A 24,961-nucleotide genomic window follows, 5' to 3' on the forward strand; every position below is an offset into this window, starting at 1 on the left:
GCAGCTGTCAAAAAGATATATAGAATCTCTAGCGACTGTAGATCCAAAATAGCTTATTTACGTCCCTCTGGGCACCGAAAGAATAATCGCGGCACCGATCAAACAGATGGACGTCCCTATGAAGTCCCATCTGTCAGGTCGCTCGCCCTCGACGAACCACATCCAGAGCATGGAGGCCCCGATGTAGATGCCGCCATAGGCTGCGAAAGCGCGGCCCGCTGCGCTGGTTTCGACCTGCGCCAGCAACCAGCCGAAAAGCGCGAGCGCGATTATGCCGGGTGCGAGCCAGAGCGGTGATGCCCCAAGACGCCACCACGCCCAGATGGCGAAACACCCGCTGATCTCCGCGACAGCAGCCAGCGGATAGGCAATTGCGGCGTTCAAGCCCCAATCTCGTCGTGCTCGGTGAGACATTCCGCATGGTCTCGAAGGACCTCCAGAACCTTGCACTCCGCAACGCTGTCACCGTCGCACTCGGCGACCATGCGTTTCAATTCCTTCTTAAGCGCTTGCAGACGCTTGATCCGCTGTTCGACTTGGTGGAGTTGCCGACGCGCGATCGAATCCGCCTCCGCGCAGGATTGGGACGGGTTGTCCGAGAGGTCCAGCAGCTCCCGGATGGAGTCGAGCGAAAATCCGAGCTGGCGTGAGTGCCGGATGAAAGCCAGCCGGTCGAGGTCCTTTTCAAAGTACCGGCGCTGGCCGCCTGCGGTCCTTCCGGCCTCGTTCATCAAACCGATTTGTTCGTAGTAGCGGATCGTCTGAACCTTGGTTCCGGTTCTCCGCGAGAGTGTTCCAATTGCCAGCATGTGCGATCCTTCAATCTACAAAGACTGTAGCTTACTGAAGAGCCAACTCCATTGAAAAGACAAACGTTTCACTTTGGTGTGACTTCGGACAACAAAAAGTAACTTTTCGCTTGAACCTCTATCTGCTGTAGCTTGTATCCCGCGCACAGACAAACTGAACAGGTGGGTAGCGCAAGCAATGAAGAAGGTCCGGATAGTTCTCTGGTCGGCAGTGGTTGTCGCTGCGGCGGTGTCAGCCACGCTTTGGATGACTGAACGCAATCAGGGACCGGTCGCCGCGCGTGTCGATCCTGAGTCCGAGAGTTTCACTGCGGATTTTGAGCTGACGGACCATACCGGTATGGTGCAGACCGACGAGGATTTCCGAGGGCGCTGGATGCTCGTCTTTTTCGGATTTGCGAACTGCCCCGACGTGTGTCCCATGGGGCTCGCAACCATCGCGCAGGTCATGGACGAGCTCGGCACCCAAGGTTCCGCCGTCCAGCCCCTGTTCATCACGGTCGACCCTGAAAGGGATACGCCAAGCGCTCTGGCCAACTACGTTCCCCAGTTTGGTCAGGGAATCCTTGGGTTGAGCGGACCGCCGGACCAAATCGAACGCACTGCCGAGACCTTCAAGATCTACTACCAGAAGATCGAGGAAGCCTCGGCGCCCGACGGCTATACGATGGGGCATACGTCGTCCTTCCTTCTCTTCGATCCGGAAGGCGAATTTGTCCGCATCTACGAATACGACGAGGAACCCGGACTGATCGTTACTGATCTTCGCGAAAGGATCGGCGCGTGACAGCTAGCCCAGACGCAACGCCAAGCGCCGCGAGCCCGGTGGCTTTCCTCTTCGCGGCATGGTTCGTCGCCTTGTCCGCGTCGCTTGCCGTGCTCTTCATCGGAGAGGTTCTGGGGCAGACCCCCTGCAATCTGTGCTGGTTCCAGCGTGCCTTCATGTTTCCGCTCGCGATCATCCTCGGGGTGGCGACGTGGCGCGCCGACCTCTCGATCTGGCGCTATGCCGCGCCGCTCGCGGTTCTGGGTGGTGCCGTCGCCCTTTACCATTCCCTGCTTTACGCAGGGATCGTGCCGGCGCCGATCGTCCCCTGCACGGCGTCCGGGCCATCCTGCACCGATGACGCGATGCTGATCCTTGGCCTGCCAATCCCTCTGCTCTCCCTGCTGACGTTCGGGGCGATCCTTGTCCTTCTCATTCAACTTCGACGGATATCAATATGAACCGAAAGACACTTCTGCTCGCGATACTCACTCTGGTACTGGCCGTTTTCGTGGCTGGTGCCTGGTTCGTATCGCGCCCCGATCCGACCCCGGTGGCGACAGCCGCTCCGCTGGAACAACAGGATCGTCTTGTTCGGTCCTATTCTCCCATACTCGGGCGCGATGATGCGCCAGTGACCATCGTGGAGTTCTTCGACCCAGCCTGCGAGGCCTGCCGCGCCTTCCATCCCATCGTGAAACAGATACTGGCGCAATACCCCGACGATGTGCGCGTCGTCATGCGCTACACGCCGTTCCACGGCGATGGGTCCGAGCTGGCAATCAAGGTGCTGGAAGCGGCTCGGTTGCAGGACGTTTTTGTTCCCGTGCTGGAAGCGCTGCTTGAAAATCAGCCCGCCTGGGCCTCTCACGGCGCTCCGGCAGCTGAGCGCATCATGGAGATCGCCGGAGCGGCGGGCTTGGACACAGACGCCGCCGCAAATCAGATCATGTCACCCAGCATCGTCGGCGTCCTCAATCAAGACCGGGCAGACGTCGAAGCTGTCGGAATCCAAGGCACACCGACGTTCTTCGTCAACGGTAAGCCTTTGCCAGAGTTCGGTGCGGAGCAGCTCTTGTCGCTCGTCCAAGCCGAAGTCGAGGCTGCGGCAACAAACTAGAACGAACAGGAGACCCAACGTGTTCAAAACCTTCGCAAAGGCAATCCAGAGCCTGTCTGTCGCTCTTCTGATGGGCTTGCCAATGGCATCCTCAGCGCAGCAGTTGTCAGAGAACGCATCGATTGTGGTCGAGAGCCCCTGGGCGCGCGCGAGCCTTGGAATGTCGCGGCCCGGCGGGGCCTATCTGACCGTTCGGAACGAGGGCAGCGATCAGATCTCCCTTATCGGTCTTCGCGCGGAGATCTCCGGCATGGCTTCGATCCACGAAACCAGAACCAATTCTGACGGCGTCAGCAGCATGGCTCCGGCGGACGATATCGTGATCCCGCCCGGGGGTATGTTCGCCCTTGAACCCGGCGGATATCACGCCATGCTGATGCAACTGCAATCTCCGCTCGTCGAGGGGGAGACCTTTCCGCTGACCCTGCTCTTTTCCGATGGAACAGAGCTTGAAATCACCGTCCCGGTCCTTGGCATCGGCGCACGCGGCCCCGAAGGCTGATCCGGCTGATGATGAGGGTGGCCAAAATCGCAGCGATCGGAGCGGCGGCGGTCTTTGCCGCCCTGTTTGTCGGCTGGTGGCAGGTAGATGGGCCTGGCGCTGACTCCGCGCCGGGCAAGCGGTCTCTACCGCTGACTGCTATGGAATTCAGCCTGACGGATCAGGATGGTCGGGATGTCGGCCCGGAAACCCTCATCGGCGAGCCGAGTCTGGTCTTCTTCGGATTCACCTATTGCCCCGACGTTTGCCCGACGACCCTTTCGGACATTTCCGGATGGCTCGACGAGATTGGGCCGGACGCCGAAGACCTGAATACCGTTTTCATCACCGTAGATCCGGACCGCGACACGGTCGAGACCATGGCCGAGTATGTCTCGTATTTCCATCCGCAGATACAAGGATGGACGGGCTTGCCAGACCAGATCGGGGCCATCGCCGATGGTTTCCGTGCCACCTATGAGAAGGTTGAGGGGGAAAACGGCGAATATACGATGAACCACACGGCGGGTGTTTTCTTGTTCGATGCGACAGGTCGCTTCGTCACCACCATCGACTATCACGAACCACGCGAATTCGCCGTGCCGAAGATAAGGCGCGCGATGCAGAACAGAACCGAGAGGGCAGAATCTTGAAACTGAGACATATCGTTCTGGGAACGACAATGGCCGCGGCAGCGGTCAGCACGATAGCGAGCCGGGCTTTGATCCTGGAGGCGCCGACCGAGTACATCTTTTCCGAGGCTCCGGAAGCCTTGGACAGTCCACCCGAACCTCTCGATGGACCAGGCGTCAACGCATCTGGCGAGACGATGCCGAATATACTTCCGGCCGCTTTTCAGCCGCCTGAGTTTCCCGCACTCGAACGGGCCGAGCCAGATAATCTGATGGCGCTTGTTCAGGCCCTCGCCACGCCGCCTTGGGAGGCGACGGTCGAGGCGGGTGACACATTGGACGTGCTTCTCTCTCTCGCGGACATGGATGCGCAAACACGGACCGAAGTCGCACTGGCACTGACGGTTGAATACGACCTGCGCCGCCTTCGACCGGGCCATCGTCTCAGCGTCGACTTTCGCCCGGACGGCACGCCATTCGTTGTGACGTTGGCTGTCGATGACGGTGTGCGGATCGAAGTCACCCTGGACGACACCATTGCGAGCCGGACGGTAACGCCGAGCGCGTTGACAGTCGAGCGTGCGAGCCAGTTGCTGGTGAACGGGTCGATCTACGCTTCGCTGGATCGAGCAGGCGTCCCGGCCCGTTTTGCCGTCGATCTCGCACAAATCCTCGGGGAAACGGTCGACTTTCGCAGGGATCTTCAAGGCGGAGAGACCCTGAATATCCTTTGGGGTCAGACCGTCCTTCGCGATGGTTCAGAGGTCGGTCAACCGTCAATCTCCTATGCGGCCCTCGATCTGGCCGACGACCGCTTCGAAATCCTCTGGTCAGCCGAAGACAGCGGGCGGGCAACGGTCTATTTGAATGGTGAAATCCTACGGACGGTCGCGCCGCCGGTGGAAGGCGCACGACTGTCGTCGGTCTTCGGGCAGCGCAAGCATCCGATCTACGGCAATATGCGGATGCACACAGGTGTCGATTATGCCGCCGCTGCGGGAACACCGATTGCAGCGACCGCACCCGGACGGGTCTCCTTCATCGGATGGCGGAGCGGGTATGGCCGGGTGGTCGAGATCACGCACGGGTCCGATACCATGACCCGCTACGCGCACCTCAGCGCCGTGCCGGAGGGTCTGGCCGTCGGAAACCGCGTGGTCGCGGGCGAAACGATTGGCCAGGTCGGTGAGACAGGCACGGCGACAGCTCCGAACCTTCACTACGAAGTGCGCGTGGACGGCCGACCTATCGATCCGCTCGGGGAGGAATTGCTCGCCTCTGCGGAAAATTTCGACACTGCGGATGCCACTGAAATCCTTGAAGCGACGCGCACACGGTTCGCGACCTTTCTTCGCGAAGACACATGACTGATTTGAAAGGAATTCCGATGAAAAACAGGTTTCAAACCTTGGCCGCTGCGACCCTGATGATTGCTGCCGCGACGGCAGTAACCGCCCAGACCGCTATCCACGTCGGAAAGACGCGCGGCTGCGGTTGTTGCCTTGCCTGGATGGAAAAGCTGTCCGATGCCGGGTTCGCTCCTGAAGGTGAGAATATGGGCGGGGCGTTGATCCGTCTGAAGATGGATCGCGGTATTCCCGTCGATATGTTCTCCTGTCACACGGCGACCGTCGAAGGCTACACCATCGAGGGTCACGTTCCGCCAGCCGATATTACTCGACTGCTTGAAGAACGTCCCGATGCCATAGGCCTTGCCGTGCCCGGCATGCCCATCGGCTCGCCCGGCATGGATTTCGGCGACGATGCCGAAGCCTACGACGTCTTTCTGGTGAAACCGGACGGCACTACCGAAGTCTTCTCGTCCTATCCGGCGAGCTGAAGTGGAGCAGGTCGCAACACTTTCGCCTGTCGCACTCGGCTTTCTGGGCAGTCTCGCCGCCGGTCTGATGACCGCCGTCGGAGCGACGCCCGTCCTTTTGGGCAAGACCCCCTCGCGCAAATGGCGCGATATCTCGCTCGGTTTTGCTGCTGGGGTCATGCTTGCCGCATCGTTCTTCTCGCTCATCATCCCCGCCCTCGACGCGGCAGAGGGGCGATACGGAGACGGTGCGATACCTGCACTGATCGTCTGCATCGCGATCCTGATGGGCATGGGTGCGGTCGCCCTGATGAACGAAATGATACCGCACGAGCATTTCAGCAGCGGTCGTGAGGGCCCGGAGGCCGTCTCGCTACGACGTGTGTGGCTCTTCATCATTGCCATCACGATCCACAATGCGCCGGAGGGTCTGGCCGTCGGCGTCGCGTTCGGTGCCGACGGTTTTACAGGCGGATTTCCCGTCGCTCTCGGGATCGGATTGCAGAACGCGCCTGAAGGGCTGGCTGTTGCAGTCGCCCTACTGGGCGAGCGATACTCGGCGGGCCGCGCCTTTGGCATTGCCGCACTGACCGGTCTGGTCGAACCCGTCACAGGTTTTCTCGGTGCCGCGGTGATCGTCGTGGCGCAGCCTCTCTTGCCCTGGGGTCTGGCTTTTGCGGCGGGCGCGATGCTTTACGTCATCAGCCACGAGATCATCCCGGAAACCCATCGCAGCGGCCACCAGAAGCAGGCGACGACCGGGCTCGCGATCGGCCTCGTCGTCATGCTGTTCCTCGATGTCTGGTTGGGGTGATTCATGGCAATTCGCTCCATTGGCATTTGCACAGCTGTCGCGGCGCTCGCCGCCGATCAGGCATCGAAGGCGTTCGTGCTCGCGAATGCGGAAACGCTCGCCCCCGGCGTCGCTGTGTTCCCCGGCTTCAACCTGATCTTCCACCGCAACTACGGCGTGACCTTCGGGTTCTTTCAGAATGTGCCGTGGTGGCTCCTTGCATTGGTCGCCACCACCATCGTCCTGTTTCTTGCCGTCTCGCTAATCCGGGCAACGCGGGCAGCCGAGGCGGTTGCCTACGGCATGGTGATCGGCGGCGCTCTTGGGAATGTCGTGGATCGTTTTCGCTTTGGCGGTGTGACCGACTTTCTGGATTTCTATCTCGGAACGGCGCATTGGCCAGCGTTCAACCTCGCGGATGTCTTAGTGGTCTGCGGCGTCGGGATTTTGCTGATCTTCTCGGGGCGCGAAAAGGTCGCTGCGTCCGAAACCTCAAGATAGATCTCGGTGATCTCAATCGGCATCACTGTTCTCCGCATTTCCGGAATGTCAGGTATCATCCTCACATTCTGTGCATTCGGCCTCGGCGCTTTGGCGGTTCTCGCTCTGCCACCATTCTCGATGCCGGTGCTTTTGCCCGTCGCGTTTGGCGCGCTGTATCTCCTCACGGTCGGAGAGAGCCGCATGCGGGCCGGACTTGCCGGATGGGCGTTCGGCGTTGGCTTCTTCCTGTTCGGATTGTCCTGGATCGCGGAGAGCTTTTTCGTCGACGCGGAGCGGTTCGGCTGGATGGCCGTTCCTGCGGTGGCTGGACTGGCCGCCGGCCTTGCGCTGTTTCCGGCGGCGGCAATGGCAGCGTTCGCATGGAGCAGGACGAAAGGTGTCTCCGGCGCATTGATCTTCGCGGTCTGCTGGTCGGTTTCGGAATGGCTTCGAGGCACCGTGCTGACAGGCTTTCCCTGGAACCTGATCGCCTATGCATGGGCCGACTACGATGTTCCGCGCCAGACGGCGGCATGGGTTGGCAGCTACGGACTTGGCCTCCTCACAGTTCTGCTGTCGGTCCTGCCCGTAACGCTCCTCATGCGGAACCGTCGGCACAATACGTTCGCCGCATTTGTTTTCATGTCGGTCGTGGGGGGTGCCGGAACCCTCGGTACGGTTCGCCTTATGGCCACCACACCGCCAAAAGACACAACCGTCAGGATCGTTCAGGGAAACATTCCTCAGACGGAGAAATGGGACCCCGCGTTCCGCGAACGGAACATATCCCGCTATCTGGACCTGTCTGCGCAGTCTGGCAGCTTCGACGTCCTTCTCTGGGCCGAAAGTGCATTTCCCGGTTATCTCGACGAGGATCCTGGAATGTTGGGTCGAATTGCCGAACGTCTGCCTGAGGGCCGCGTTCTTCTCACCGGGGCACAGACGCGCGAGTCGGATGGCACTGACATACGCTATAGAAATTCGATCCTCGCGGTCGATCAGACCGGACGGATCGTCACGAGATACGCCAAGCATCATCTCGTGCCGTTCGGGGAATACGTTCCCTTGCGGGGTTTTCTTCCGCTCCAGCGACTGACCGCGGGTCTGGGGGACTTCACTCCCGGTCCCGGCCCTCAGACCGTTGAGCTACCCGGTTTATCTCCGGTCGGCCTTTCGATCTGCTACGAGGCCATTTTTCCGGGACGTGTCGTAGACGCCGCTTCGCGTCCGGACTGGATATTCAACGCCACCAATGACGCTTGGTTCGGTGCGTCTCTCGGTCCCCGGCAACATCTGGCCTCTGCCAGGATGCGCGCGGTCGAAGAGGGGCTGCCTTTGGTTCGCGCGGCCAACACGGGCATTTCAGCAGTTATCGATGGGTACGGCCGGATCGTCGCCCGCCTCGGGCTCGATGAGACCGGCGTGCTGGACGCCCGCTTGCCAGTTGCGCTCCCGGCCACGCCATTCGCGAAATACGGGCAGATGATGTTCCTGCTCGTTTTGGCAGCGTGCATCGCGGGAGCCATTGGGTTGACTATTGGAAAGGAAAAGGCACCATGATCGTGATCTTCGGAGCATTGGCCGGCGCCGCATGGGGCGGATATCTCGCCAAGAAGCGTGGCGGCAACAGGCTGGACATCGCCCAGTACGCGGCAAGTCCCGCGATCGCATTCGGACTCCTGGCGTTGTTCGCCTCGATCGTTCTCGCACGGGTTCTATGAACCGCCGTCCAAGGCCGGATAGGCGCTAGGCGAATATGTCGATCGGCGTCCCGTCCCGCACCATCGCGTAGATATCCTCAATTTCGCGGTCCGACACCGCGATGCAACCCGCCGTCCAGTCTGGCTTGATCGCGTCGATGCCGGGTCGTGGCCCCCCATGGATGAAAATATCACCGCCCGGTTCACGTCCCTGGGCAGCGGCAAATGCGATATCGGCCTCGTTCGGATAAGAGATTCCGATGGAGAGATGGAACAGACTGTCGGGATTGCGTCGGTCGACGGTATAAGCCCCTTCGGGCGTTTTCCCGTCACCCTCGAACTGCTTGGGCCCCTCGGGCGCGAAACCGAGGTCTATCCTGTAGGCTTTCAGGACCGAAGTATTGTTGAACAGGAACAGGTTCCGGTCACCTTTGAACATCTGCAACCGGGTGACCTCGGGCCCATCGTAGGTTCGGAATTTGCTGGCGCACCCTGCAAGGCCAAGTGCAAGTCCGCCCAAGAGTGCCGTTCGTCGTGTCGTTTTCATCATGTCGTCCGCTCGATCTTTTTACCTGTCCACTCATATCGGTATCGGTATGTCTGATCAATCAATGGCCGTGCGCCAGGGCTCCCTGCGCCATCTTCTCGCCCACTTGCTCACCCCCGGACCCGTCCGGCCGATCCTTCTTGGCCCGGAGCAGCCTTAGTGCGTTGGCGACTACCAGTAGCGAAACGCCGACATCCGCAGCGATGGCACCCCACATTGTTGCCATGCCGAACGCTGTCAGCCCGACGAACAGCGCCTTCGTCGCAAGCGCAATTGCGATGTTCTGATGGATGACGTTCATGGTGCGGCGCGAATGCCCGATCAGCCACGGCACTTTGGAAATATCGTCTGTCATCAGCGCAATATCGGCCGTTTCGATGGCTGCATCCGATCCGACCGCGCCCATGGCGATGGCGAAATGCGCCCGCGCCATGGCTGGGGCGTCATTCACACCATCTCCGATCATTGCCACGACATCGTAACTGGCAACCAGTTCTTCGATTGCCGCCACCTTGTCTTCTGGCAGGAGTTCTGCGCGAACCTCATCGATGCCGACTTCCGCCGCCACGGCGCGCGCCGTGCGTTCATTGTCGCCGGTCAGCATGATGATCTTTTTTACGCCCTGGGCATGCAGGCGTGCCACGACCACCTTCGCATCCGGGCGGATGCGGTCGCGCAGTTCGATCAGGCCCAGCAGGCGGTCTGCGGAGCCTACGGCAACGAGTGTGCTGCCAGCCCCTTCTATCCGTTCCAGCAGGTCGCGGGGGATCGCTTCGCCAAGCCCCTTCTCGGTCGCAAATCGATCCGAGCCGAGCCAGACGGGCTGACCCTCCCAGGTTCCCTCGACACCGCGGCCCGGCACCGTTTTGGTGTCGGTAGCCGCCGACTGCTTCAGCCCGTCGCGTTCGCCGCGCGCCAGGATGGCCCGCGCCAGAGGATGCGAAGAGCGGGCTTCCAACGCGACAGCGGCGCTCAGAAGGTCGCGTTCGGCCGTGCCGCCCAAGGGATGCAGACCCGCGACCTCCGGTTCTCCCATGGTGATCGTCCCGGTCTTGTCCATTGCCAGAGCTGTCAGGCGTGATGGAGCCTCCACATAGGCACCGCCCTTGATCAGCACGCCATTGCGTGCCGAGGCCGCGAGCGAAGCGACGATGGAGACCGGCGTAGAAATCACGAGCGCACAGGGGCAAGCGATTACCAGAAGAACCAGCGCATTGTAGAACCAGTAATTCCATGCCCCCGCGAACAGCAGCGGCGGAACGACGGCGATTAGAACCGCCAGCGCCATCACGATGGGCGTGTAAATGCGGGCGAATTTCGTGACCCATTGCTCGACCTCGGCGCGGCGCGAATGGGCGTCGCCTACCATACGGATGATTTTCGAGAGCACGGTATCGCCCGCGGCCTTCGTGGCCCTGACCGTCAACGTGCCTTCGCCATTAATTGTGCCAGCGTAGACCTCGTCTCCGGCTTCCTTGGCGACTAGTGCGCTTTCCCCGGTAATCGGAGCCTGATCAACATCGCCCCGACCCTCGGTCACCTCTCCGTCGAGCGGGATACGGTCTCCGCCGCGCACCACGAAGCGGTCACCGATCGCAACCTGAGCCGCAGGAACATCGGTCTCTGATCCGTCGGCGCGAATGACGCGCGCCGTGGGTGGTGCCAGGTCCAACAGGGCCGAGACCGCGTTGCGCGCACGCCCCACGCTCCAGGATTCGAGAGCGAGGGACAGAGCAAAGAAAAATGCGACCGTCGCCGCCTCGAAAAACTCGCCCAGCCCGATCGCACCGGCTACGGCAACGATCATCAGGAGGTTCATGTCAGGCGACAATCTACGCGCGGCGGACCATGCTTTGGGGGCGACCAGCCAGGCTCCGAACACCACCGCCAGCATGAACAGCCCCATCTCGACCAGAGGCATAGACGTCTCGCCATGACCGGAGAAGAGCCGCAGCGCGCCGCCCGCCCCCGTCTCGACGATGTGGTAAAGGAACCCCGCGGCCCAGAAGCCGCCGCTGAGTCCGGTGAAGAGGCGTTGACGTGCGAAATGCGCCGCCTGATCCGCTTCGGCGCTTTCGGCATCCCACATCTTCGCGCTCATCCCAGTCGACCCGACGATCTTGATGATCTTATCGTCGCTGAGCGGTTTGGCGCTTTTGAGGATGGTCATGCGCCCGTTGATCACATCGAAGGCCAGATGCTCGCTGCCGCCGACTTCCGGCCCGACGACCTTGTTCAGGATCGCGACCTCTTCCGCACAATCCAGCCCGTTAACGCGAAAACTGCGTCCGGAGGATGGTGGAGGTGCTGCCACCTGCGCGGTGTCTTCGGCCGTCTGGCCGCAGCAAGCCTTTGTGTCTTTGCGATCATCCTGATGACCGTGCGGATGCGTGTCTGGACCGTCGTGGGACATGGGAAACCTCTGAGAATAAGCGTTGAGCCAAAGATAGGAGCTTCAGTTGCTAGAGGTTCAAGAAGTTTCTTGGGATGTTCTGTGCTTAAGGCCATCACAATCAGCACTGTACCTCCTCTGAACTGTTCGGGCGCAACAGCGAGGCGATTGGACTTGACCTTCCATCTACGGGAAGCACTATTTGCGGTCCCAGTGTAGTTTTTGAAAGGCTGGGCTATTCTTTGGGCTGGAGCGGTCAGTTCGAATACCATGAACGCGCGAAACAGCGGCTGGCCACTGTTGTGCCGCTGACGCTGGCGCTGATCTTTCTGCTGCTTTACCTAAACTTCCGCCGCCTGACGGAAACCTTGATCGTGATGCTGTCGCTGCCTTTCGCTCTGGTCGGTGGCATTTGGCTCATGTGGTTCATGGGCTTCAACATGTCGGTTGCGGTGGCCGTCGGGTTTATCGCGCTGGCCGGGGTGGCGGCTGAAACCGGAGTGATCATGTTGATCTATCTCGATCAGGCGTTGAATGAAGCGCGTGCCCGCGCGGGCGACAGGGACCTGACCCGCGACGAGCTCCACGCCGCGATCATGGTGGGTGCAGTAGACCGCGTGCGCCCCAAGATGATGACAGTTGTCGCAATCATGGCCGGCCTGATGCCGATCCTTTGGGCGCATGGCACCGGGTCCGAGATCATGCAGCGCATCGCAGTGCCCATGATCGGGGGAATGGTGTCGTCAACCTTGCTGACCCTGATCGTCATTCCGGCGGTTTATGCCATCATCAAAGGGTGGAGCCTGAAGCAAGCCGGTACAGTGCCTGATTTGGCCCTCGGGCGGGCCGCAGAATAAGGGCAACGGCGTCAAGCAAGCAATAGGATATTGAGATGTATGCTCGAAACCTATGGAGTCACCGCGACTTCGACCATGCGGATTGTAGTGACCCCATCCCCGCCGCCGGTCGGCTGCGTCCAGGCCACAAACGTACCGGCGTCTCCGCGCGCCATTCGGGGAAAACCGATCGATCCGCCGCCCCGATTGATATGGAGCGCCTGAGGCGCTGCGCATCCGGTACTTCGCGATATGTGGCACATGACGATCGCTTCACCGCCTCCCACATATTCAATCCAGAGCGCCAATGCGCTTCCATCCGGCATTTGCAGAACATCCACCCGTCCCGCGGCTGTGCCGAGGTCAATGCGGAGCGGTTCGTCAAACTGCGCGCCGCCATCGTCCGAAAACGCGATATAAACCTCCGGTTTATTCTCAGCTGCAGTGAACCAGATAACGGACACCTTGTCGTCCATCGTATCAACGGCTGGGCCATTTACGGGGCAGCCGGCAATTTCCCATCCGTCGTCGTGAACAGTGAGGGGTTGCGTCCAGTCCCCTCCGGTAGATCGAACAATCGAAATGTCGCGGATTTCATCGGCGGTTCGATCACGATAGACCACCACGATATCGCCCGAAGCGGTCCGCGCTGCGGACGTCTGACAACAAGTACAAGCGCGCGCGTCCAACAGGCTTTCTGGCTTCATCGTTCCGTCAGAGTTGATCTGTCGTGCGCGCAGCTGCATCGCATTCTCGAAGTTTTCGCCTTCTGTTTGACTGTCATACTCCCGGCCATCCAGCCACAGCGCCGTCAACCCGCCAAACTGATCGGGAACCAACGAAACAAAACCGTGCTCGCGTTGTGATCTGTCATCATGGGGAACAAGCGGTTCCGTCCAGCTTCTGCCTTCATCTTTAGAAAAAGCGATATTGACGTCATATTGGTAATCACCCTCCCCATTCAGTTTAAGCCATTGTGCCGCCAGGCCGCCATCAGCCAGCACCGCTACCGATGGAAAATCGGCCCAGTTGATGTAAATCTTTGACGATTTATGAATTGTACGAGCGTCCGACCACTCACTGCCATCGAGGATGGCCATGCGAACTTCAGAATCGGCTCCTTTTTCTTCTGTCCAGCTCAATATGATCCGGCCATCCGGCAAGGTTGCAAGTGATGGTTCACGGGCGCCGATGCCGACCGGTGCTGCGCGGTCGGTCAATCTAAAGAGGCCGGTTTCCTCGGCATGAGTTGCGGTGGAAGATCCGAAAAATGCAGCAAGGATCAGGAACAATGCAGCGAGACACTTACTCATCTAGAGAATTTTCCCCAACAGTTGTCGCCATGTCGCAGCGAACAGAATGGTAGTTACCCGCGAACCAATTCCACCCTTTTGACCGTCGAAACGGCTCAATATATCCCATTGGCACGCTGCAATGCACGGATGTAGGCCGCAATATTGAGAACATCTTCATTCGTCACGCCTTCGACCGCTGGCATGTTACCAAATTTCCAATGATGCGCCCGAACTCCATTTTGCGCCGCGAGGACAAACGCCATGTCGCCGTGGTGGCTCGGTTCATAGATCTTGTGAACAAGCGGTGGAGCAATGCCATCTCGGCCTTGTCCATTCAGGCCGTGGCAGGCAGCACAGACCGTATCATAAGCACTTGCGCCAATTTGCTCCTGCTCGGTAAAGCTGCTTGGCAGCTTGACAGTTGCAAGCGCACCTGCAGGGAGCACCCTGCCCTCCTCAATCCGGGTACCCGTTTGGGAGTCGGTCTGCTGCTTGAAATACCATCCCGTCGCAGCAACGGCGACCAGAGCAAAAAATATCGCTGCCCATCTCATTCTAACAGAGTCCTTCATGATGTTGCGATCACCCCCGGTCTCTTCAAAGACAAAGCCGGGTATCTCAGTGTGGCTTCCTCGAATTGGCTGACCTCTTCCAGCGTGGGGTTGTCTGCCTGAGCTTTCTCCGATCGCTGAATCGATCCAGTGAAAAAGGTGGTGATTTCCTGGTACCGGATCCGCGTGTCTTCCAGCGTCTGATAGTAACTGAAGAGCTCTTTCAGCGGTGCCGAGAAGTCCTTGTGTGCTGCCAGGACGGCCACCAGCGCGCCGAGTGTAATGCGACCTTCGATGACGAAGTATCCGCCTAGAGAATAGAACAAGAACGGTGTTAGCGCGGTCAGAAAATTATTGAGGGCCTTGATGAAGAACTTCAGACGGAAAATCTTCCTGCGCACGTGCTCAAGCTCTCTAAAACTTGCACTCACTGGCAGCAGCCCGGCCGAATTGACCTGCCGTTGGCGCAATTGATCGCTGAGCTGCCTGCCAAGCTGTCGGACTTCCTTGATCCTCGTGCGCGAAAGCGCGTTGACCCGGCGTTGCAGCTTGGGCAGCAGCACAAGCTGAATTGGCAGTACGGTCAGTGCTGCGGCACCCAAGACAGGGTCCTGAACGAACATGAAAAACAGGATCGTCAAAAGCGTACCGCCTTGCAGGATTGGCAGCGTAAGGACGTCCGCCGCGAAGTCACCGATGGGCTCGACTTCCTGTGCGAGAATAGGGACGATCTCGCTTTGGTTTCCGGAGTCTGGATCGCTGCGCCATTGCCGATAGACCAGCAGGCGGAAGCGCCGCAGAAAACGCTCCGCGACATACCCTTTGAAGACGTTTAGGCCATATTTGTTTAACCCATTCAGGATGATCGCCAGAAGATAGAGACCGCAAAGAAGTATGAGGAAAACGACCTGATCGAGGTCTCGTCCCAGAACGACAATCGGGAAACGGTCTGAATCCAGAGCGTTGTTCACGATCTGTTTTGGCAGTTCCAGGGTCAGATAGAGAATAGGCATCGCGATGAGGCTAACCACGATCATCAACGCCTGCTGCCTTCTTGAATAGCGCAAGACGGTGCTCAAAAGACTTCCTTCGAGGCCTCGTATGGGCTCTGGGTGGAACGCAGGAGTGCGACGATGCTTCCAAAGCTTCAGAACGCCGCGAATAGCAAGATATGAGCCGACACTGATCAACAGCGCGGGCGCCAAGACCAGTATGAGATGAATGAACGGATGCACCCAGTCTGGCGTGGCATCGTTGTAGTCGTATCCGAACGCGGCCGATACGTTATGTACAAACACGTGATACCTTTCCAAGAGTGACATGGAAAAGACTAACCCCTGGATTTCGGCGCGAGGTGATCGTGCACGATGATGACGCCCCACATGCCCGCTTCCCGGTGGCCGGGGATCAAGCATACGAACTCCAGGTTGGTCACATTGGAGAACTCCCAGATCAACTCGGCATTTTGTCCACTTGGGATCGAAACCGAGTTGGCGTTATCATGTTGCATGTCGGGGTGTTCGCGCATCCACTGCTGGTGTTTTGCGACCTCGTCAAAGGAGCCGAGAAAGAACTCGTGATCCAATCCACCCAAATTGCTGATAAGAAACCGGACAACCGATCCGCTCTCGATGTGGAGTGCGTCCGGCTCGAAAAGCATGTAGCCGCTTTCCGTCTCCCTGATGGACAATTCAATCGTCCTGTCGATCGAGGAACCATCACCGGGTTTCCCGATCGGATCATGGCCAGGCACTTCGAAGGCTCGGGCGTGAGGCTGCTGGCCCTTGCCACCGGAAGCGCCCACTGAAAAAGCCGGAAGGACGAGCGCAAGGGCGATGGTGCAGGTTCTCAGGAAATTCTTCATGCTCGGCTACCTCCGTAGCGCTTGATTTTATGGGATCTTCTTGCTTGCTTGGGCCAAGCGATCAAGGCGATGGGGCCGGAGTGTTTACCCCCGACCCCATTGTTTGTAGTTACTTCATCTGCGTGACGGTCAGTTTACCCTTGACCCGGTCAGCGACGAATTCGATGTCCTGACCTTCCGCCATCTTGGCCACCATCGCCTCATCGGCGCGGAACACCATGGTCATTGCGGGCATATCCAGGTTAACAAGAGGGCCGTGGATGATTGTAACCTTGCCGGCCTTGGCGTCGATTTTCTTGATGGTCCCGCTCGTGTATTCCACGTCAGCCTGAGCCATCTGGTCACCGACTGCGACCTCACGGTGCATGCCGGATTCGTAGTGGCCGGCGATCAGGCACGCCGCTTCGAATGTGCCAGAATTAGCGAAAGTCCAGACAACCTCGCCCGAAGCGCCCGCATCGAGACGGATACGGTTCGGATCGTCATGTTCCATGTCCATCTTGGCCATTTCGATCTTATGCTCGGCATTACGCTCTACCGTGTCGAGGACGAATTCATGCTCCAGCTCACCCTTGTTGGTGATGTTGAAGCGGATGGTTTCGCCCTCCTTGATATCCATCGGCTCACTCTCGATCAGCATCTGGCCCTCATCGTTTTCGAGCAAAGTGACGTCGATTGTGCGGTCAACCTTGGCGGCGTCACCCGGCATGCCGACCATCATTGCGGCTGGCTTGGTCTCCCCATGTCCGCCGTCGTGTGTACCTGCAGCAAAGGCCGGTGCTGTTAGCGCGATCGCGAAGCTTGTCGTCAAAAGAAGATTTCTCATTTTATTGTCCTGTAGGTTGGTTTGGTGTGAGATGACGAAGGGCCGCTCAGCCCTTCGAGGTTGGTTTCGGTGTGAGAATGGTTTTGGGGCTGTTGTTGGAGGCAAATTCGGGTAATTCGCCGGTCCATTCGTAGGCCATCTCGCCCGGAGGATTCTCGTACCAGCCGGGATCGGAGTAATCGTCCGCGTCGATGCCGTCCCGCACCTTCACGACCGAAAACATGCCGCCCATCTCGATGGGTCCATACGGGCCCCAACCCGTCATCATCGGGATGGTATTGTCGGGTAGCGGCATTTCCATTTTTGCCATGTCCCCCATGCCGGACATGCCCATCGGCATGTATTCCGGCTGGAATTGACGGATCTTCTGGGTCAGCGGCTTCTTGTTCACCCCGATGAACGTCGGCACGTCATGGCCCATGGCGTTCATCGTATGGTGCGATTTGTGGCAATGGATCGCCCAATCTCCCAGATGATCGGCGACGAATTCGTAGGCGCGCATCGCACCTACGGGAATGTCGATGCTGACCTCCGGCCACTGTGCTTCAGGCGGCACCCAGCCGCCATCCGTGCAGGTGACCTTGAAGTCATAGCCGTGCATATGGATCGGGTGGTTCGTCATCGTAAGGTTCCCAACCCGTACTCGCACCCGGTCGCCCTTGTTCACGACCAGCGGATCGATGTCGGGGAAGATCCGGCTGTTCCAGGTCCAAAGGTTGAAATCCGTCATCGTCATGATGCGGGGCACATAGGTCCCCGGATCGATGTCGAAAGCATTCAGCATGATCAGGAAATCACGATCCACCGGCATGAATGTGGGATCCTTGGGGTGGACCACGAACATGCCCATCATCCCCATCGCCATCTGGGTCATTTCATCGCCGTGGGGGTGGTACATGAACGTTCCGGACTTCACCAAGTCGAATTCGTAGACGAAGGTTTTGCCCGGCGGGATGCTTGGATGGCTCAATCCGGAGACCCCATCCATGCCTGAAGGAAGAATGAGCCCGTGCCAGTGCACCGTTGTGCCTTCCGGCAGCTTATTGGTGACGTAGATGCGCACCCGGTCGCCTTCGACTGCTTCGATCGTCGGGCCGGTGGATTGGCCGTTGTAGCCCCACAAATGCGCGATCATGCCGTCGGCAAGCTCGCGTTCTACCGGTTCGGCCACGAGGTGAAATTCTTTCACCCCGTTGTTCATCCGGTGCGGCAGGGTCCACCCGTTCAATGTGACCACAGGTGTGTAGTCCGGCCCGGAATTGGGACGCGCCGTGATCGCCGTTGCTGCGCTATCCATTTGGGCAGCTTCGGGCAGGCCCATGTTCAGGGTTTGACCCCAGGCTTTCGAAGATACCAGCGTTGCACCTGCCGCGCCGGCTCCGAGTAATTGACGTCTATTTAGCATGTCAGTTCCTTTCAGTGTCCTGCGCCGCCACCGGCGGCAAGTGTCGCGCCTTCTCCACCAGCACCGCCACCGCCTTCGCCGCCGCCATAGATCGCAGCGGTCAGATCAGCCTGTGCCATGTAGAATTCGCGTTTTGCGTTTGCCGCTTCCAGTGATGCGCCCAGTTTCTCGCGCACGTCTGTCAGCAGCTCGAAAGTGTTGGTGATCATGCCGTTATAAGACAGCAGCCCCTCTTCTTCGACGGTCGTGCGTAGCGGCACCAGAACGTCGCGATAGTGGCGGGCGATCTTATACGCGGCGTGATAGGAGGCTTCAGCACCACGCGCTTCGGACCGCACGTTGACGGCTCTTTCTGCCAGCACGTTAGCTGCTTGCAGGTACGACAATTCCGCCTTGCGCATCCGTGCCTTCCCGGTGTCGTAGATCGGGATTGCGAACTCCACTTCCACCTGAGGCAATGCCTTTGTTTCGATGTCGCCAGTGCCATCGACTTCGCGCTCGAATTCAGCTCCCGCGACGATCTCCAGATCGCTGACGATGCGCGTCTGATCAGTCAGACCAAAAGCCTTGGCCTGCGCTTCCAAGCCAAGTTTGGCAACGCGCAGATCAACCCGATTTCGCAATGCCTTCGCTTCGATGTCAGTCACACGGCCGACCGAACGCGGCAGCGCAGGAAGGGCATCGGGCACATAATAGTCGACCTCGGTGCCCCACAGCCCCATGAGCCTGGTCAGCTGCTCCTTGGACCGGGTAGCATTTAATCTTGCCTGGGCAAGTTGTCCGGCAAGTTCGGCATTGAAAGCCTGTTCGCGGGCCTGCCCGGCCTTGTTGAGCGCGCCGGTCTCGCCCAGCCTCATAGCCAATTCCGATCCGGCGTCAGAGGTCGCTTTTGCACGGCGTAGATAACTCACAGCCTCGAAGGCGGCTACGGCATCGACCCATGCCTTCCGCGTCTGATTGGCCAGTGCGAGTGTGTCGTTCACGGCACTCAGCTGAGCCTGCCGGAAGTTTGCGTCTGCAATGGCCATACGCTGCTTGCGCGTGGTGGCATCAAGAACGTTGGAGCGGATCAGGCCTTCGATTGCCCTGTAGGCACCCAATTCAGGCGCACCGATACCCAATATGCCAATCGAGACGATCGGATTTTCCGGGGTCGATTGCTGCCATGCCTCGGCGGCGGACAGGCCGACATTCGCATATGACGCCTGCAAACCCTTGTTGTTCAGAAGCGCGACCTGAACGGCGGTGTCCGCCGAAATGGTCTTGCGGTGCACCATGGTGTGCACCTGCTTTTTCAGTGCCTCGTTTTCGGCCTGGGTTTCGGCGAAGGCTGTCCGTTTGCCGATGGCTGGTGTGACCTGGCTGGAAATGTTGGCGAAGCCAGCTTTTGGTTCCGTGTAGATGCCCGGTACAGCTGTAGCACAGGCACCCAAGATTAGCGGAAAGCCGAAAACAAGGGGAAACTTCGATACCCGCATCAGTTGCCCTCCGTCTGTTCTTGATTGACGGAACGCCAGTCGCGGGGACCAGTAGGGCCGCGATAGGTGTAGCCCGCCAACGGGTCCTGATAGCTGATCGACGATGAAACTGCCGTGTTGACGACGGCCTGTTGGGTCGCGACGGACGGCAACGGGGTGGGCTCATAGGCGCATGCGCCAAGCCCGAGGGCCGAAGCCCCCATAAGTAGATGAATTTTCATGAAAGTAACCTGACTGGTGAACGTTGTCTTACGCAGAAACTGCGCAAGGCTCACACCCGATTTGGGCGCCGTTTCAGATCAGGGATCGAGGGGGGCGCAGAAATCCGGTCGTTACAGCAGAATGGTTCTGCCCGCCCAGCATGACATATTCCCTTGTGCCAACCGAGACTGCTCTAACCTTGGTATCTTCGAGGAAGACGACCGAAATGCAGATGCCGCTGCAACAGTCATCTGATTGTATTTCTTTGACAGCGCTATCGGGCACTGCAATGCCGATGTCGCTTACACCCTCAGGCTTGGTATGCGCGTGATGCGCATCACCTCCGGTGTTATGTGGCTCGACAGCACCAACGACATCAACAGACTTGGCATGATGCCCGTCGTGCATCCCAGACGCTGCGTGAGCGGCGGAAGACGGTGAAAGCACCAAGGCTAACGCAAACGCAATGCACGTAAACGCCTTGATCCAGCTTGATATGAAAACTCGAAAGCTCATACTGTAAACATCGGATACCGAAGCAGTACAGTCAATCCGTCTTACGCAGGACGGATTAACACTTTTTTGAAACAGGCAAGATAAGGCCGCTACTGTCAGCGAGTGTTGCATATCAGGGTCATAAAGAGAGCCAGTATCTCGGCTCAGCGGAGCTTTGCTGACGCGTCTTGTGCTACTGAACCTCTGCCAGCTTCTCAGACCCGTAGCCCGCATCGCTGATCGCTACGGCCAATGCAGTTTCACCCAGGGTGCTGTCGACGTCGACGATAAGTGCAGTCAGATCGCACGAAACCGTTGCATCTGGGTCTGCAGCCATGATGGCCTTTTTGATAGAAGCGGTACAATTTCCGCAACTCATATTCGGTACGCTGAATCTGATCATCGCAATCTCCTTTGATGACATGCATGTAGGGCGTTCCTGCGCGGGAAGGTCAATGGCCAGAATTTTATTCTACATGCCTGTTGACCTTCCAGTAACTGGAGGCCCTATCTGCAGGAGTATCAGAACAAGGAGATTCTCATGTCGGATCCGCGCACCCTTCGGCTTTCCCTGCAAAACATGTCCTGCGCTTCCTGCGTCGGGCGCGTGGAACGTGGCCTCACGGCTCTGCCTGGGGTCAGCGATGTCCGTGTCAATCTCGCCAACGAGACCGCCCAGGCGCAGATCGACGCACCGGAGCGCATTGCCGAAATCGCCACGACCCTTCAGGAGATCGGCTATCCGGCCCGGAGCCGGAGCGTACGTCTGAACATTTCATCCATGTCCTGTGCCTCGTGCGTCGGTCGGGTGGACAAGGCACTGGCAGTGCTGCCGGGCGTGCTGGACGTTAACGTCAACCTCGCATCGGAAACCGCAACGGTTACCTATCTGGAGGGCGCAGTCGCGGTTGTCGACCTCATCAAGGCGGCCAGCGACGCAGGTTACCCCGCCACTCAGGCCGAAGATAGTTCATCGGAAGACGCAGGAGCCCGCAAGAACGAAGAGGCGCGGGTTCTGGCACGACGGACTGTCGTGGCAGCGACCCTCGCCCTGCCGGTGTTTCTACTTGAGATGGGCGCACATCTGATCCCCGGCATGCACGGTCTGATCGGTGACACCATCGGCCACTGGACCAGCTGGATGATCCAGTTCGTTTTGACCACGGCAGTCCTGCTCTGGCCAGGACGTACTTTTTACACACGCGGTTTCCCGGCACTGTTGAAAGGCGCGCCGGACATGAACAGCCTTGTCGCGGTTGGCACATCGGCGGCCTACATCTATTCGCTCGTGGCGCTTTTCGCACCGACGCTGCTGCCTGCGGGATCGCGCGCGGTCTATTTCGAGGCGGCGGCGGTCATCGTGGTGTTGATCCTTCTGGGCCGCTGGCTGGAGGCCCGCGCAAAGGGCCGGACCGGGGCTGCGATCCAGAAGCTGCTGGGCCTTCAGGCCAAGACAGCCCGTGTGCTGGTTGACGGGGAGCCGCAGGATGTGGCCATCGACCGCATCGTCGCGGGCGATATTCTGATCGTGCGCCCCGGCGAGCGGATTGCAGTGGATGGTGAGCTGACCGAGGGCAGTGCCCGTGTGGACGAGAGTATGATCACCGGCGAACCGGTGCCGGTGGCCAAATCCGTGGGCGATCCCGTCACCGGCGGCACCGTCAACGGCAGCGGTGCCTTCCACTTCCGCGCGACGCGTGTGGGCGCCGACACGACGCTGGCCCAGATCATCCGGATGGTCGAAGAGGCGCAGGGCGCCAAGCTACCGATCCAGGGGCTGGTGGACCGGGTCACGCTCTGGTTCGTGCCCGCTGTCATGGCATTGGCGCTTTTGACGGTGATTGTCTGGCTGTTGGTCGGTCCTTCGCCCGCGCTGTCCTTTGCTTTGGTGGCCGGTGTATCTGTGCTGATCATCGCCTGCCCCTGCGCGATGGGGCTCGCCACGCCGACGTCGATCATGGTCGGCACGGGACGTGCCGCCGAGATGGGCGTGCTCTTCCGCAAGGGCGACGCGTTGCAACAGCTATCCAGCGTGGATGTGGTGGCGCTGGACAAGACCGGAACGGTTACCCAGGGCCGCCCGGAACTGACCGATCTCGTGCTTGCGGACAGCTTTGACCGCACCGAGGTGCTGGCACTGGTCGCCGCTGTTGAGGCGCAATCGGAACACCCGATCGCCGAGGCAATCGTGCGCGCGGCAAAGGTCGAGGGCGTCGCGCGGCATGACGCCAAGGATTTTGAATCCATCACCGGCCACGGCGTGCGAGCAAAAGTGGCGGGCCGCGAGGTGCTTGTCGGGGCCGACCGCCTGATGATCCGCGAGGGGCTGACAATCGGCGATCTGGCCGACGAGGAGCGCCGGCTGGCCGAACAGGGCCGCACCGCACTTTTCGCGGCGATCGACGGTCGTGTCGCCGCCGTCATCGCGGTGTCCGATCCGGTGAAGCCGTCCAGCGCCGCTGCAATCCGCGCATTGCACGCACAGGGACTGAAGGTCGCCATAATCACCGGTGACAAGCGCGAAACCGCAGAGGCTATCGCCCGCGAAATCGGCATCGACCATGTGATCGCTGGCGTTCTGCCCGACGGTAAGGTGGCGGCGCTCGACGATCTGCGCGGCGCGGGCAAGCGCATCGCGTTCGTTGGCGACGGGATCAACGACGCACCCGCGCTTGCCCATTCGGACGTGGGTATCGCGATCGGCACTGGTACAGACGTGGCCATCGAATCCGCAGATGTGGTGCTGATGTCCGGCGATCTGCGCGGCGTCGTGAACGCCCTCGAGGTGTCGCGGAGCACCATGCGCAACATCCGCCAGAACCTTTTCTGGGCATTTGGATACAACGTCGCACTGATCCCGGTTGCGGCGGGCGTGCTTTATCCGGTGTCAGGACTTCTGCTCTCACCCGTTCTGGCAGCAGGTGCGATGGCGCTCAGCTCTGTCTTCGTGCTGACGAATGCGCTGCGGCTGCGCCGCGTGCGCCCGGCGATGGACGAGACGGCGCGCTCCGTCTCCGAAGCCTCGGCATCCCCAATTCCAGCTGAATGAACTCAAGGAGGAAACGATTATGAACATCGGAGATGTGGCCGACCTTTCCGGCCTTCCCGCCAAAACGATCCGCTACTACGAAGACATCGGTCTTGTCGAACCGCTGCGCAGTTCAAATGGCTATCGCAGCTTTCGGCAAAGCGACGTGCACAAGCTGGCCTTTCTCGGCCGGGCACGGGCCCTTGGATTCACCATCGAGGATTGCCGGAGCCTGCTGAAGCTTTATGCCGATACTGACCGCGCCAGTGCCGAGGTAAAGCAGATTGCCGAAGAGCATCTTGATCGGATTGACAGCAAGATCGCCGAACTGACCGAAATGCGCGCCACCCTGTCGCATCTTGTGGATGCTTGCGCGGGCGATCACCGGCCCGATTGCCCCATCTTGGCCGATCTGGCGATGGAACATAAGGCGGGCAGTATCAGCAAGGCGTCCGGGTAGCTTTGACTTTCCCGAAAAGCGACGGAACATTCCAGCGCGGTAAAGTTGTTCCTCCTGTAGGTCATCAATTTTTCGAGACTGGAGGTCGCCAATGACATACCTACGCTTTTTCGCGATGATCGCCACATCCACGGTGGTGATGTTCATCCTGATGTATCTCAACACCTATCTGCTGAGCCATATCTTCTGGTCCGAAACACGCGCCTATATGGCCGTGCTGATGGGGGCCACAATGGCGATCATCATGCTGGGCTTCATGCTGTCGATGTACTCCAGCAAGGCGATCAACGCTGCCATCTTTATTGGCGGCGCCGTGGTCTTTGCCGGATCCCTCTGGCTGGTCCGAAGCCAGGTAACCGTTGGCGATACCAGCTACATGAGGGCAATGATCCCCCACCATTCGATTGCGATCATGACGTCGAGCCGCGCCAATATTTCTGACCCGCGGGTGCGCAAACTGGCTGACGAGATCATCTTTGCCCAAGACAAAGAAATCGCCGAGATGCGGTATCTGGTGAATGATATCGACGCGAATGGTGACGCGGCTGATGAGGGTCTGGATGGTCCTGCCCGCATCGTCGATCTGAACGAGGCACTCTCATCCGCCGAAATCGCCATCCTCGATCTGGAATTCCTGACCGGCGATGAAATCGCGCAGCTTTTCCCGGATGGGGCCACCTGCACCTTCAAGTATACCACGACCAGCAAACCTGTGCTTGCCGCAGGACAGATCGACGGCGCCCCGGCGGCGCTGGCCAAGATCAGCGGCGACCTGGTGCGTCTTGGTTCAACCGACGGAACCGGCACCCTGAGCACCGAAGGGATGTCCGTGGCCCTCAGTGCGCCGGACGGGACTGCGGCGCTGGAAAACAGTAGTGAAATGCAGGAGGCCAACCTCGTTCTCGAACTCGATGCCGGCCTGCGGGCAGGCTATCGAGGCTTTTATGGCTGTGACGCCTGAACCCTGAAACGAAGGATTT

The 24,961-nt window shown here is 59.5% G+C and carries 28 protein-coding genes and 1 pseudogene; 15 read left to right on the forward strand and 14 right to left on the reverse strand.

Annotated features, from left to right (window positions below):
* Positions 1-57 precede the first annotated feature (57 nt).
* Both AADW22_RS16015 and AADW22_RS16020 read right to left on the reverse strand, forming a co-directional pair.
* Complete coding sequence (locus tag AADW22_RS16015) at positions 58-384, reverse strand: YnfA family protein (RefSeq protein WP_090270124.1); 327 nt, start codon at positions 382-384, stop codon at positions 58-60.
* On the reverse strand, positions 381-809 hold the full coding sequence (locus AADW22_RS16020) for a helix-turn-helix domain-containing protein (protein ID WP_243254686.1): 429 nt from the start codon (positions 807-809) through the stop codon (positions 381-383). Before AADW22_RS16020 ends, AADW22_RS16015 begins: the two co-directional genes overlap by 4 nt.
* 178 nt (positions 810-987) lie before the next feature.
* On the opposite strand from AADW22_RS16020, the gene AADW22_RS16025 reads away from it, so the two are divergent.
* The 11 genes from AADW22_RS16025 (at position 988) to AADW22_RS16075 (ending at position 8,624) form a co-directional block, all read left to right on the forward strand.
* Positions 988-1,596, forward strand: a complete 609-nt coding sequence (locus tag AADW22_RS16025; RefSeq protein ID WP_407474673.1) for an SCO family protein — start codon at positions 988-990, stop codon at positions 1,594-1,596.
* Complete coding sequence (locus AADW22_RS16030) at positions 1,593-2,036, forward strand: disulfide bond formation protein B (RefSeq protein ID WP_407474674.1); 444 nt, start codon at positions 1,593-1,595, stop codon at positions 2,034-2,036. Before AADW22_RS16025 ends, AADW22_RS16030 begins: the two co-directional genes overlap by 4 nt.
* Positions 2,033-2,695 (forward strand): DsbA family protein, encoded by a 663-nt coding sequence (locus tag AADW22_RS16035; protein WP_407474675.1) that lies wholly within the window; start codon positions 2,033-2,035, stop codon positions 2,693-2,695. Before AADW22_RS16030 ends, AADW22_RS16035 begins: the two co-directional genes overlap by 4 nt.
* A 70-nt stretch (positions 2,696-2,765) precedes the next feature.
* A complete protein-coding gene (locus AADW22_RS16040) occupies positions 2,766-3,197 on the forward strand; it encodes a copper chaperone PCu(A)C (protein WP_043939878.1) in 432 nt (143 codons plus the stop codon).
* 8 nt (positions 3,198-3,205) lie between these two features.
* Complete coding sequence (locus AADW22_RS16045) at positions 3,206-3,829, forward strand: SCO family protein (protein ID WP_407474676.1); 624 nt, start codon at positions 3,206-3,208, stop codon at positions 3,827-3,829.
* A gap of 29 nt (positions 3,830-3,858) precedes the next feature.
* Positions 3,859-5,175 carry a M23 family metallopeptidase gene (locus AADW22_RS16050; protein ID WP_407474677.1) on the forward strand — a complete coding sequence of 439 codons (1,317 nt, stop codon included), beginning with the start codon at positions 3,859-3,861 and terminating at the stop codon, positions 5,173-5,175.
* 20 nt (positions 5,176-5,195) lie between these two features.
* A complete protein-coding gene (locus tag AADW22_RS16055; RefSeq protein ID WP_407474678.1) occupies positions 5,196-5,648 on the forward strand; it encodes a DUF411 domain-containing protein in 453 nt (150 codons plus the stop codon).
* Positions 5,649-5,715: 67 nt separating this feature from the next.
* On the forward strand, positions 5,716-6,441 hold the full coding sequence (locus tag AADW22_RS16060) for a ZIP family metal transporter (protein ID WP_043939879.1): 726 nt from the start codon (positions 5,716-5,718) through the stop codon (positions 6,439-6,441).
* Positions 6,442-6,444: 3 nt separating this feature from the next.
* Positions 6,445-6,921 carry a signal peptidase II gene (gene lspA / locus AADW22_RS16065; protein WP_099912495.1) on the forward strand — a complete coding sequence of 159 codons (477 nt, stop codon included), beginning with the start codon at positions 6,445-6,447 and terminating at the stop codon, positions 6,919-6,921.
* A gap of 6 nt (positions 6,922-6,927) precedes the next feature.
* Positions 6,928-8,463 carry an apolipoprotein N-acyltransferase gene (gene lnt / locus AADW22_RS16070; protein ID WP_407474679.1) on the forward strand — a complete coding sequence of 512 codons (1,536 nt, stop codon included), beginning with the start codon at positions 6,928-6,930 and terminating at the stop codon, positions 8,461-8,463.
* Complete coding sequence (locus AADW22_RS16075) at positions 8,460-8,624, forward strand: hypothetical protein (RefSeq protein ID WP_407474680.1); 165 nt, start codon at positions 8,460-8,462, stop codon at positions 8,622-8,624. The genes lnt and AADW22_RS16075 overlap by 4 nt, the downstream gene beginning before the upstream one ends.
* A 25-nt stretch (positions 8,625-8,649) precedes the next feature.
* On the opposite strand, the gene AADW22_RS16080 is transcribed toward AADW22_RS16075, so the two are convergent.
* Together AADW22_RS16080 and AADW22_RS16085 are read right to left on the reverse strand one after the other, a co-directional pair.
* The gene (locus tag AADW22_RS16080) at positions 8,650-9,150 is read right to left on the reverse strand and encodes a murein L,D-transpeptidase family protein (RefSeq protein WP_047998128.1); all 501 of its coding nucleotides are present in this window, start codon (positions 9,148-9,150) and stop codon (positions 8,650-8,652) included.
* A 61-nt stretch (positions 9,151-9,211) separates the two neighbouring features.
* Entirely contained in the window at positions 9,212-11,563 is a 2,352-nt protein-coding gene (locus AADW22_RS16085) for a heavy metal translocating P-type ATPase (protein WP_407474681.1), read from the reverse strand.
* Positions 11,564-11,775: 212 nt separating this feature from the next.
* On the opposite strand from AADW22_RS16085, the pseudogene AADW22_RS16090 reads away from it, so the two are divergent.
* Positions 11,776-12,399, forward strand: a pseudogene (locus tag AADW22_RS16090) (efflux RND transporter permease subunit); the annotation flags it as partial.
* Between the two features lie 50 nt (positions 12,400-12,449).
* Here AADW22_RS16090 and AADW22_RS16095 read toward each other — a convergent pair.
* The 10 genes from AADW22_RS16095 to AADW22_RS16140 all read right to left on the reverse strand — a co-directional run bounded on the left by AADW22_RS16095 (position 12,450) and on the right by AADW22_RS16140 (position 20,917).
* Positions 12,450-13,691, reverse strand: coding sequence for a sialidase family protein (locus AADW22_RS16095; RefSeq protein WP_407474682.1), 1,242 nt, complete (start codon positions 13,689-13,691; stop codon positions 12,450-12,452).
* 95 nt (positions 13,692-13,786) lie between these two features.
* A complete protein-coding gene (locus AADW22_RS16100; RefSeq protein ID WP_407474683.1) occupies positions 13,787-14,227 on the reverse strand; it encodes a c-type cytochrome in 441 nt (146 codons plus the stop codon).
* Between the two features lie 14 nt (positions 14,228-14,241).
* A complete protein-coding gene (locus AADW22_RS16105) occupies positions 14,242-15,546 on the reverse strand; it encodes an ABC transporter transmembrane domain-containing protein (protein ID WP_407474684.1) in 1,305 nt (434 codons plus the stop codon).
* A gap of 8 nt (positions 15,547-15,554) precedes the next feature.
* A complete protein-coding gene (locus AADW22_RS16110; protein ID WP_407474685.1) occupies positions 15,555-16,088 on the reverse strand; it encodes a plastocyanin/azurin family copper-binding protein in 534 nt (177 codons plus the stop codon).
* Between the two features lie 109 nt (positions 16,089-16,197).
* A complete protein-coding gene (locus AADW22_RS16115; protein ID WP_407474686.1) occupies positions 16,198-16,914 on the reverse strand; it encodes a copper-binding protein in 717 nt (238 codons plus the stop codon).
* A gap of 46 nt (positions 16,915-16,960) precedes the next feature.
* Positions 16,961-18,319, reverse strand: a complete 1,359-nt coding sequence (locus AADW22_RS16120; RefSeq protein ID WP_007120886.1) for a multicopper oxidase family protein — start codon at positions 18,317-18,319, stop codon at positions 16,961-16,963.
* An 11-nt stretch (positions 18,320-18,330) separates the two neighbouring features.
* Complete coding sequence (locus AADW22_RS16125) at positions 18,331-19,797, reverse strand: TolC family protein (protein WP_407474687.1); 1,467 nt, start codon at positions 19,795-19,797, stop codon at positions 18,331-18,333.
* Positions 19,797-20,018: a hypothetical protein gene (locus AADW22_RS16130; RefSeq protein WP_407474688.1), complete on the reverse strand. Its 222-nt coding sequence runs from the start codon at positions 20,016-20,018 to the stop codon at positions 19,797-19,799. Before AADW22_RS16130 ends, AADW22_RS16125 begins: the two co-directional genes overlap by 1 nt.
* A gap of 73 nt (positions 20,019-20,091) precedes the next feature.
* Positions 20,092-20,514, reverse strand: coding sequence for a hypothetical protein (locus tag AADW22_RS16135; RefSeq protein WP_407474689.1), 423 nt, complete (start codon positions 20,512-20,514; stop codon positions 20,092-20,094).
* Between the two features lie 172 nt (positions 20,515-20,686).
* The gene (locus AADW22_RS16140) at positions 20,687-20,917 is read right to left on the reverse strand and encodes a heavy-metal-associated domain-containing protein (RefSeq protein ID WP_407474690.1); all 231 of its coding nucleotides are present in this window, start codon (positions 20,915-20,917) and stop codon (positions 20,687-20,689) included.
* Between the two features lie 117 nt (positions 20,918-21,034).
* Between AADW22_RS16140 and AADW22_RS16145 the strand changes: the two genes are divergently transcribed.
* The 3 genes from AADW22_RS16145 to AADW22_RS16155 all read left to right on the forward strand — a co-directional run bounded on the left by AADW22_RS16145 (position 21,035) and on the right by AADW22_RS16155 (position 24,942).
* Positions 21,035-23,542, forward strand: a complete 2,508-nt coding sequence (locus AADW22_RS16145) for a heavy metal translocating P-type ATPase (protein ID WP_407474691.1) — start codon at positions 21,035-21,037, stop codon at positions 23,540-23,542.
* Between the two features lie 19 nt (positions 23,543-23,561).
* Positions 23,562-23,981 (forward strand): Cu(I)-responsive transcriptional regulator, encoded by a 420-nt coding sequence (gene cueR, locus AADW22_RS16150; RefSeq protein WP_037239910.1) that lies wholly within the window; start codon positions 23,562-23,564, stop codon positions 23,979-23,981.
* A gap of 91 nt (positions 23,982-24,072) precedes the next feature.
* Entirely contained in the window at positions 24,073-24,942 is an 870-nt protein-coding gene (locus AADW22_RS16155) for a DUF305 domain-containing protein (protein WP_407474692.1), read from the forward strand.
* Positions 24,943-24,961: the final 19 nt, after the last annotated feature.

It is taken from the genome of Sulfitobacter sp. PM12, from assembly GCF_045586035.1.
In the GTDB taxonomy this organism is placed as follows: domain Bacteria; phylum Pseudomonadota; class Alphaproteobacteria; order Rhodobacterales; family Rhodobacteraceae; genus Sulfitobacter; species Sulfitobacter pontiacus.

Bases quoted from the DNA above. Each gene is read 5' to 3' on its own strand.
- AADW22_RS16095 (WP_407474682.1), bottom strand. From the start codon at position 13,691: ATGAGTAAGTGTCTCGCTGCATTGTTCCTGATCCTTGCTGCATTTTTC.
- AADW22_RS16135 (WP_407474689.1), bottom strand. From the start codon at position 20,514: ATGAGCTTTCGAGTTTTCATATCAAGCTGGATCAAGGCGTTTACGTGC.
- AADW22_RS16050 (WP_407474677.1), top strand. From the start codon at position 3,859: ATGGCCGCGGCAGCGGTCAGCACGATAGCGAGCCGGGCTTTGATCCTG.
- AADW22_RS16020 (WP_243254686.1), bottom strand. From the start codon at position 809: ATGCTGGCAATTGGAACACTCTCGCGGAGAACCGGAACCAAGGTTCAG.
- AADW22_RS16115 (WP_407474686.1), bottom strand. From the start codon at position 16,914: ATGAGAAATCTTCTTTTGACGACAAGCTTCGCGATCGCGCTAACAGCA.
- AADW22_RS16085 (WP_407474681.1), bottom strand. From the start codon at position 11,563: ATGTCCCACGACGGTCCAGACACGCATCCGCACGGTCATCAGGATGAT.
- cueR (WP_037239910.1), top strand. From the start codon at position 23,562: ATGAACATCGGAGATGTGGCCGACCTTTCCGGCCTTCCCGCCAAAACG.
- AADW22_RS16145 (WP_407474691.1), top strand. From the start codon at position 21,035: ATGTCGGATCCGCGCACCCTTCGGCTTTCCCTGCAAAACATGTCCTGC.
- AADW22_RS16125 (WP_407474687.1), bottom strand. From the start codon at position 19,797: ATGCGGGTATCGAAGTTTCCCCTTGTTTTCGGCTTTCCGCTAATCTTG.
- lspA (WP_099912495.1), top strand. From the start codon at position 6,445: ATGGCAATTCGCTCCATTGGCATTTGCACAGCTGTCGCGGCGCTCGCC.
- AADW22_RS16120 (WP_007120886.1), bottom strand. From the start codon at position 18,319: ATGCTAAATAGACGTCAATTACTCGGAGCCGGCGCGGCAGGTGCAACG.
- AADW22_RS16060 (WP_043939879.1), top strand. From the start codon at position 5,716: ATGACCGCCGTCGGAGCGACGCCCGTCCTTTTGGGCAAGACCCCCTCG.
- AADW22_RS16100 (WP_407474683.1), bottom strand. From the start codon at position 14,227: ATGAGATGGGCAGCGATATTTTTTGCTCTGGTCGCCGTTGCTGCGACG.
- AADW22_RS16140 (WP_407474690.1), bottom strand. From the start codon at position 20,917: ATGTCATCAAAGGAGATTGCGATGATCAGATTCAGCGTACCGAATATG.
- AADW22_RS16040 (WP_043939878.1), top strand. From the start codon at position 2,766: ATGGGCTTGCCAATGGCATCCTCAGCGCAGCAGTTGTCAGAGAACGCA.
- AADW22_RS16110 (WP_407474685.1), bottom strand. From the start codon at position 16,088: ATGAAGAATTTCCTGAGAACCTGCACCATCGCCCTTGCGCTCGTCCTT.
- AADW22_RS16080 (WP_047998128.1), bottom strand. From the start codon at position 9,150: ATGAAAACGACACGACGAACGGCACTCTTGGGCGGACTTGCACTTGGC.
- AADW22_RS16130 (WP_407474688.1), bottom strand. From the start codon at position 20,018: ATGAAAATTCATCTACTTATGGGGGCTTCGGCCCTCGGGCTTGGCGCA.
- AADW22_RS16105 (WP_407474684.1), bottom strand. From the start codon at position 15,546: ATGTCACTCTTGGAAAGGTATCACGTGTTTGTACATAACGTATCGGCC.
- AADW22_RS16055 (WP_407474678.1), top strand. From the start codon at position 5,196: ATGAAAAACAGGTTTCAAACCTTGGCCGCTGCGACCCTGATGATTGCT.
- AADW22_RS16075 (WP_407474680.1), top strand. From the start codon at position 8,460: ATGATCGTGATCTTCGGAGCATTGGCCGGCGCCGCATGGGGCGGATAT.
- AADW22_RS16045 (WP_407474676.1), top strand. From the start codon at position 3,206: ATGATGAGGGTGGCCAAAATCGCAGCGATCGGAGCGGCGGCGGTCTTT.
- AADW22_RS16035 (WP_407474675.1), top strand. From the start codon at position 2,033: ATGAACCGAAAGACACTTCTGCTCGCGATACTCACTCTGGTACTGGCC.
- AADW22_RS16155 (WP_407474692.1), top strand. From the start codon at position 24,073: ATGACATACCTACGCTTTTTCGCGATGATCGCCACATCCACGGTGGTG.
- AADW22_RS16025 (WP_407474673.1), top strand. From the start codon at position 988: ATGAAGAAGGTCCGGATAGTTCTCTGGTCGGCAGTGGTTGTCGCTGCG.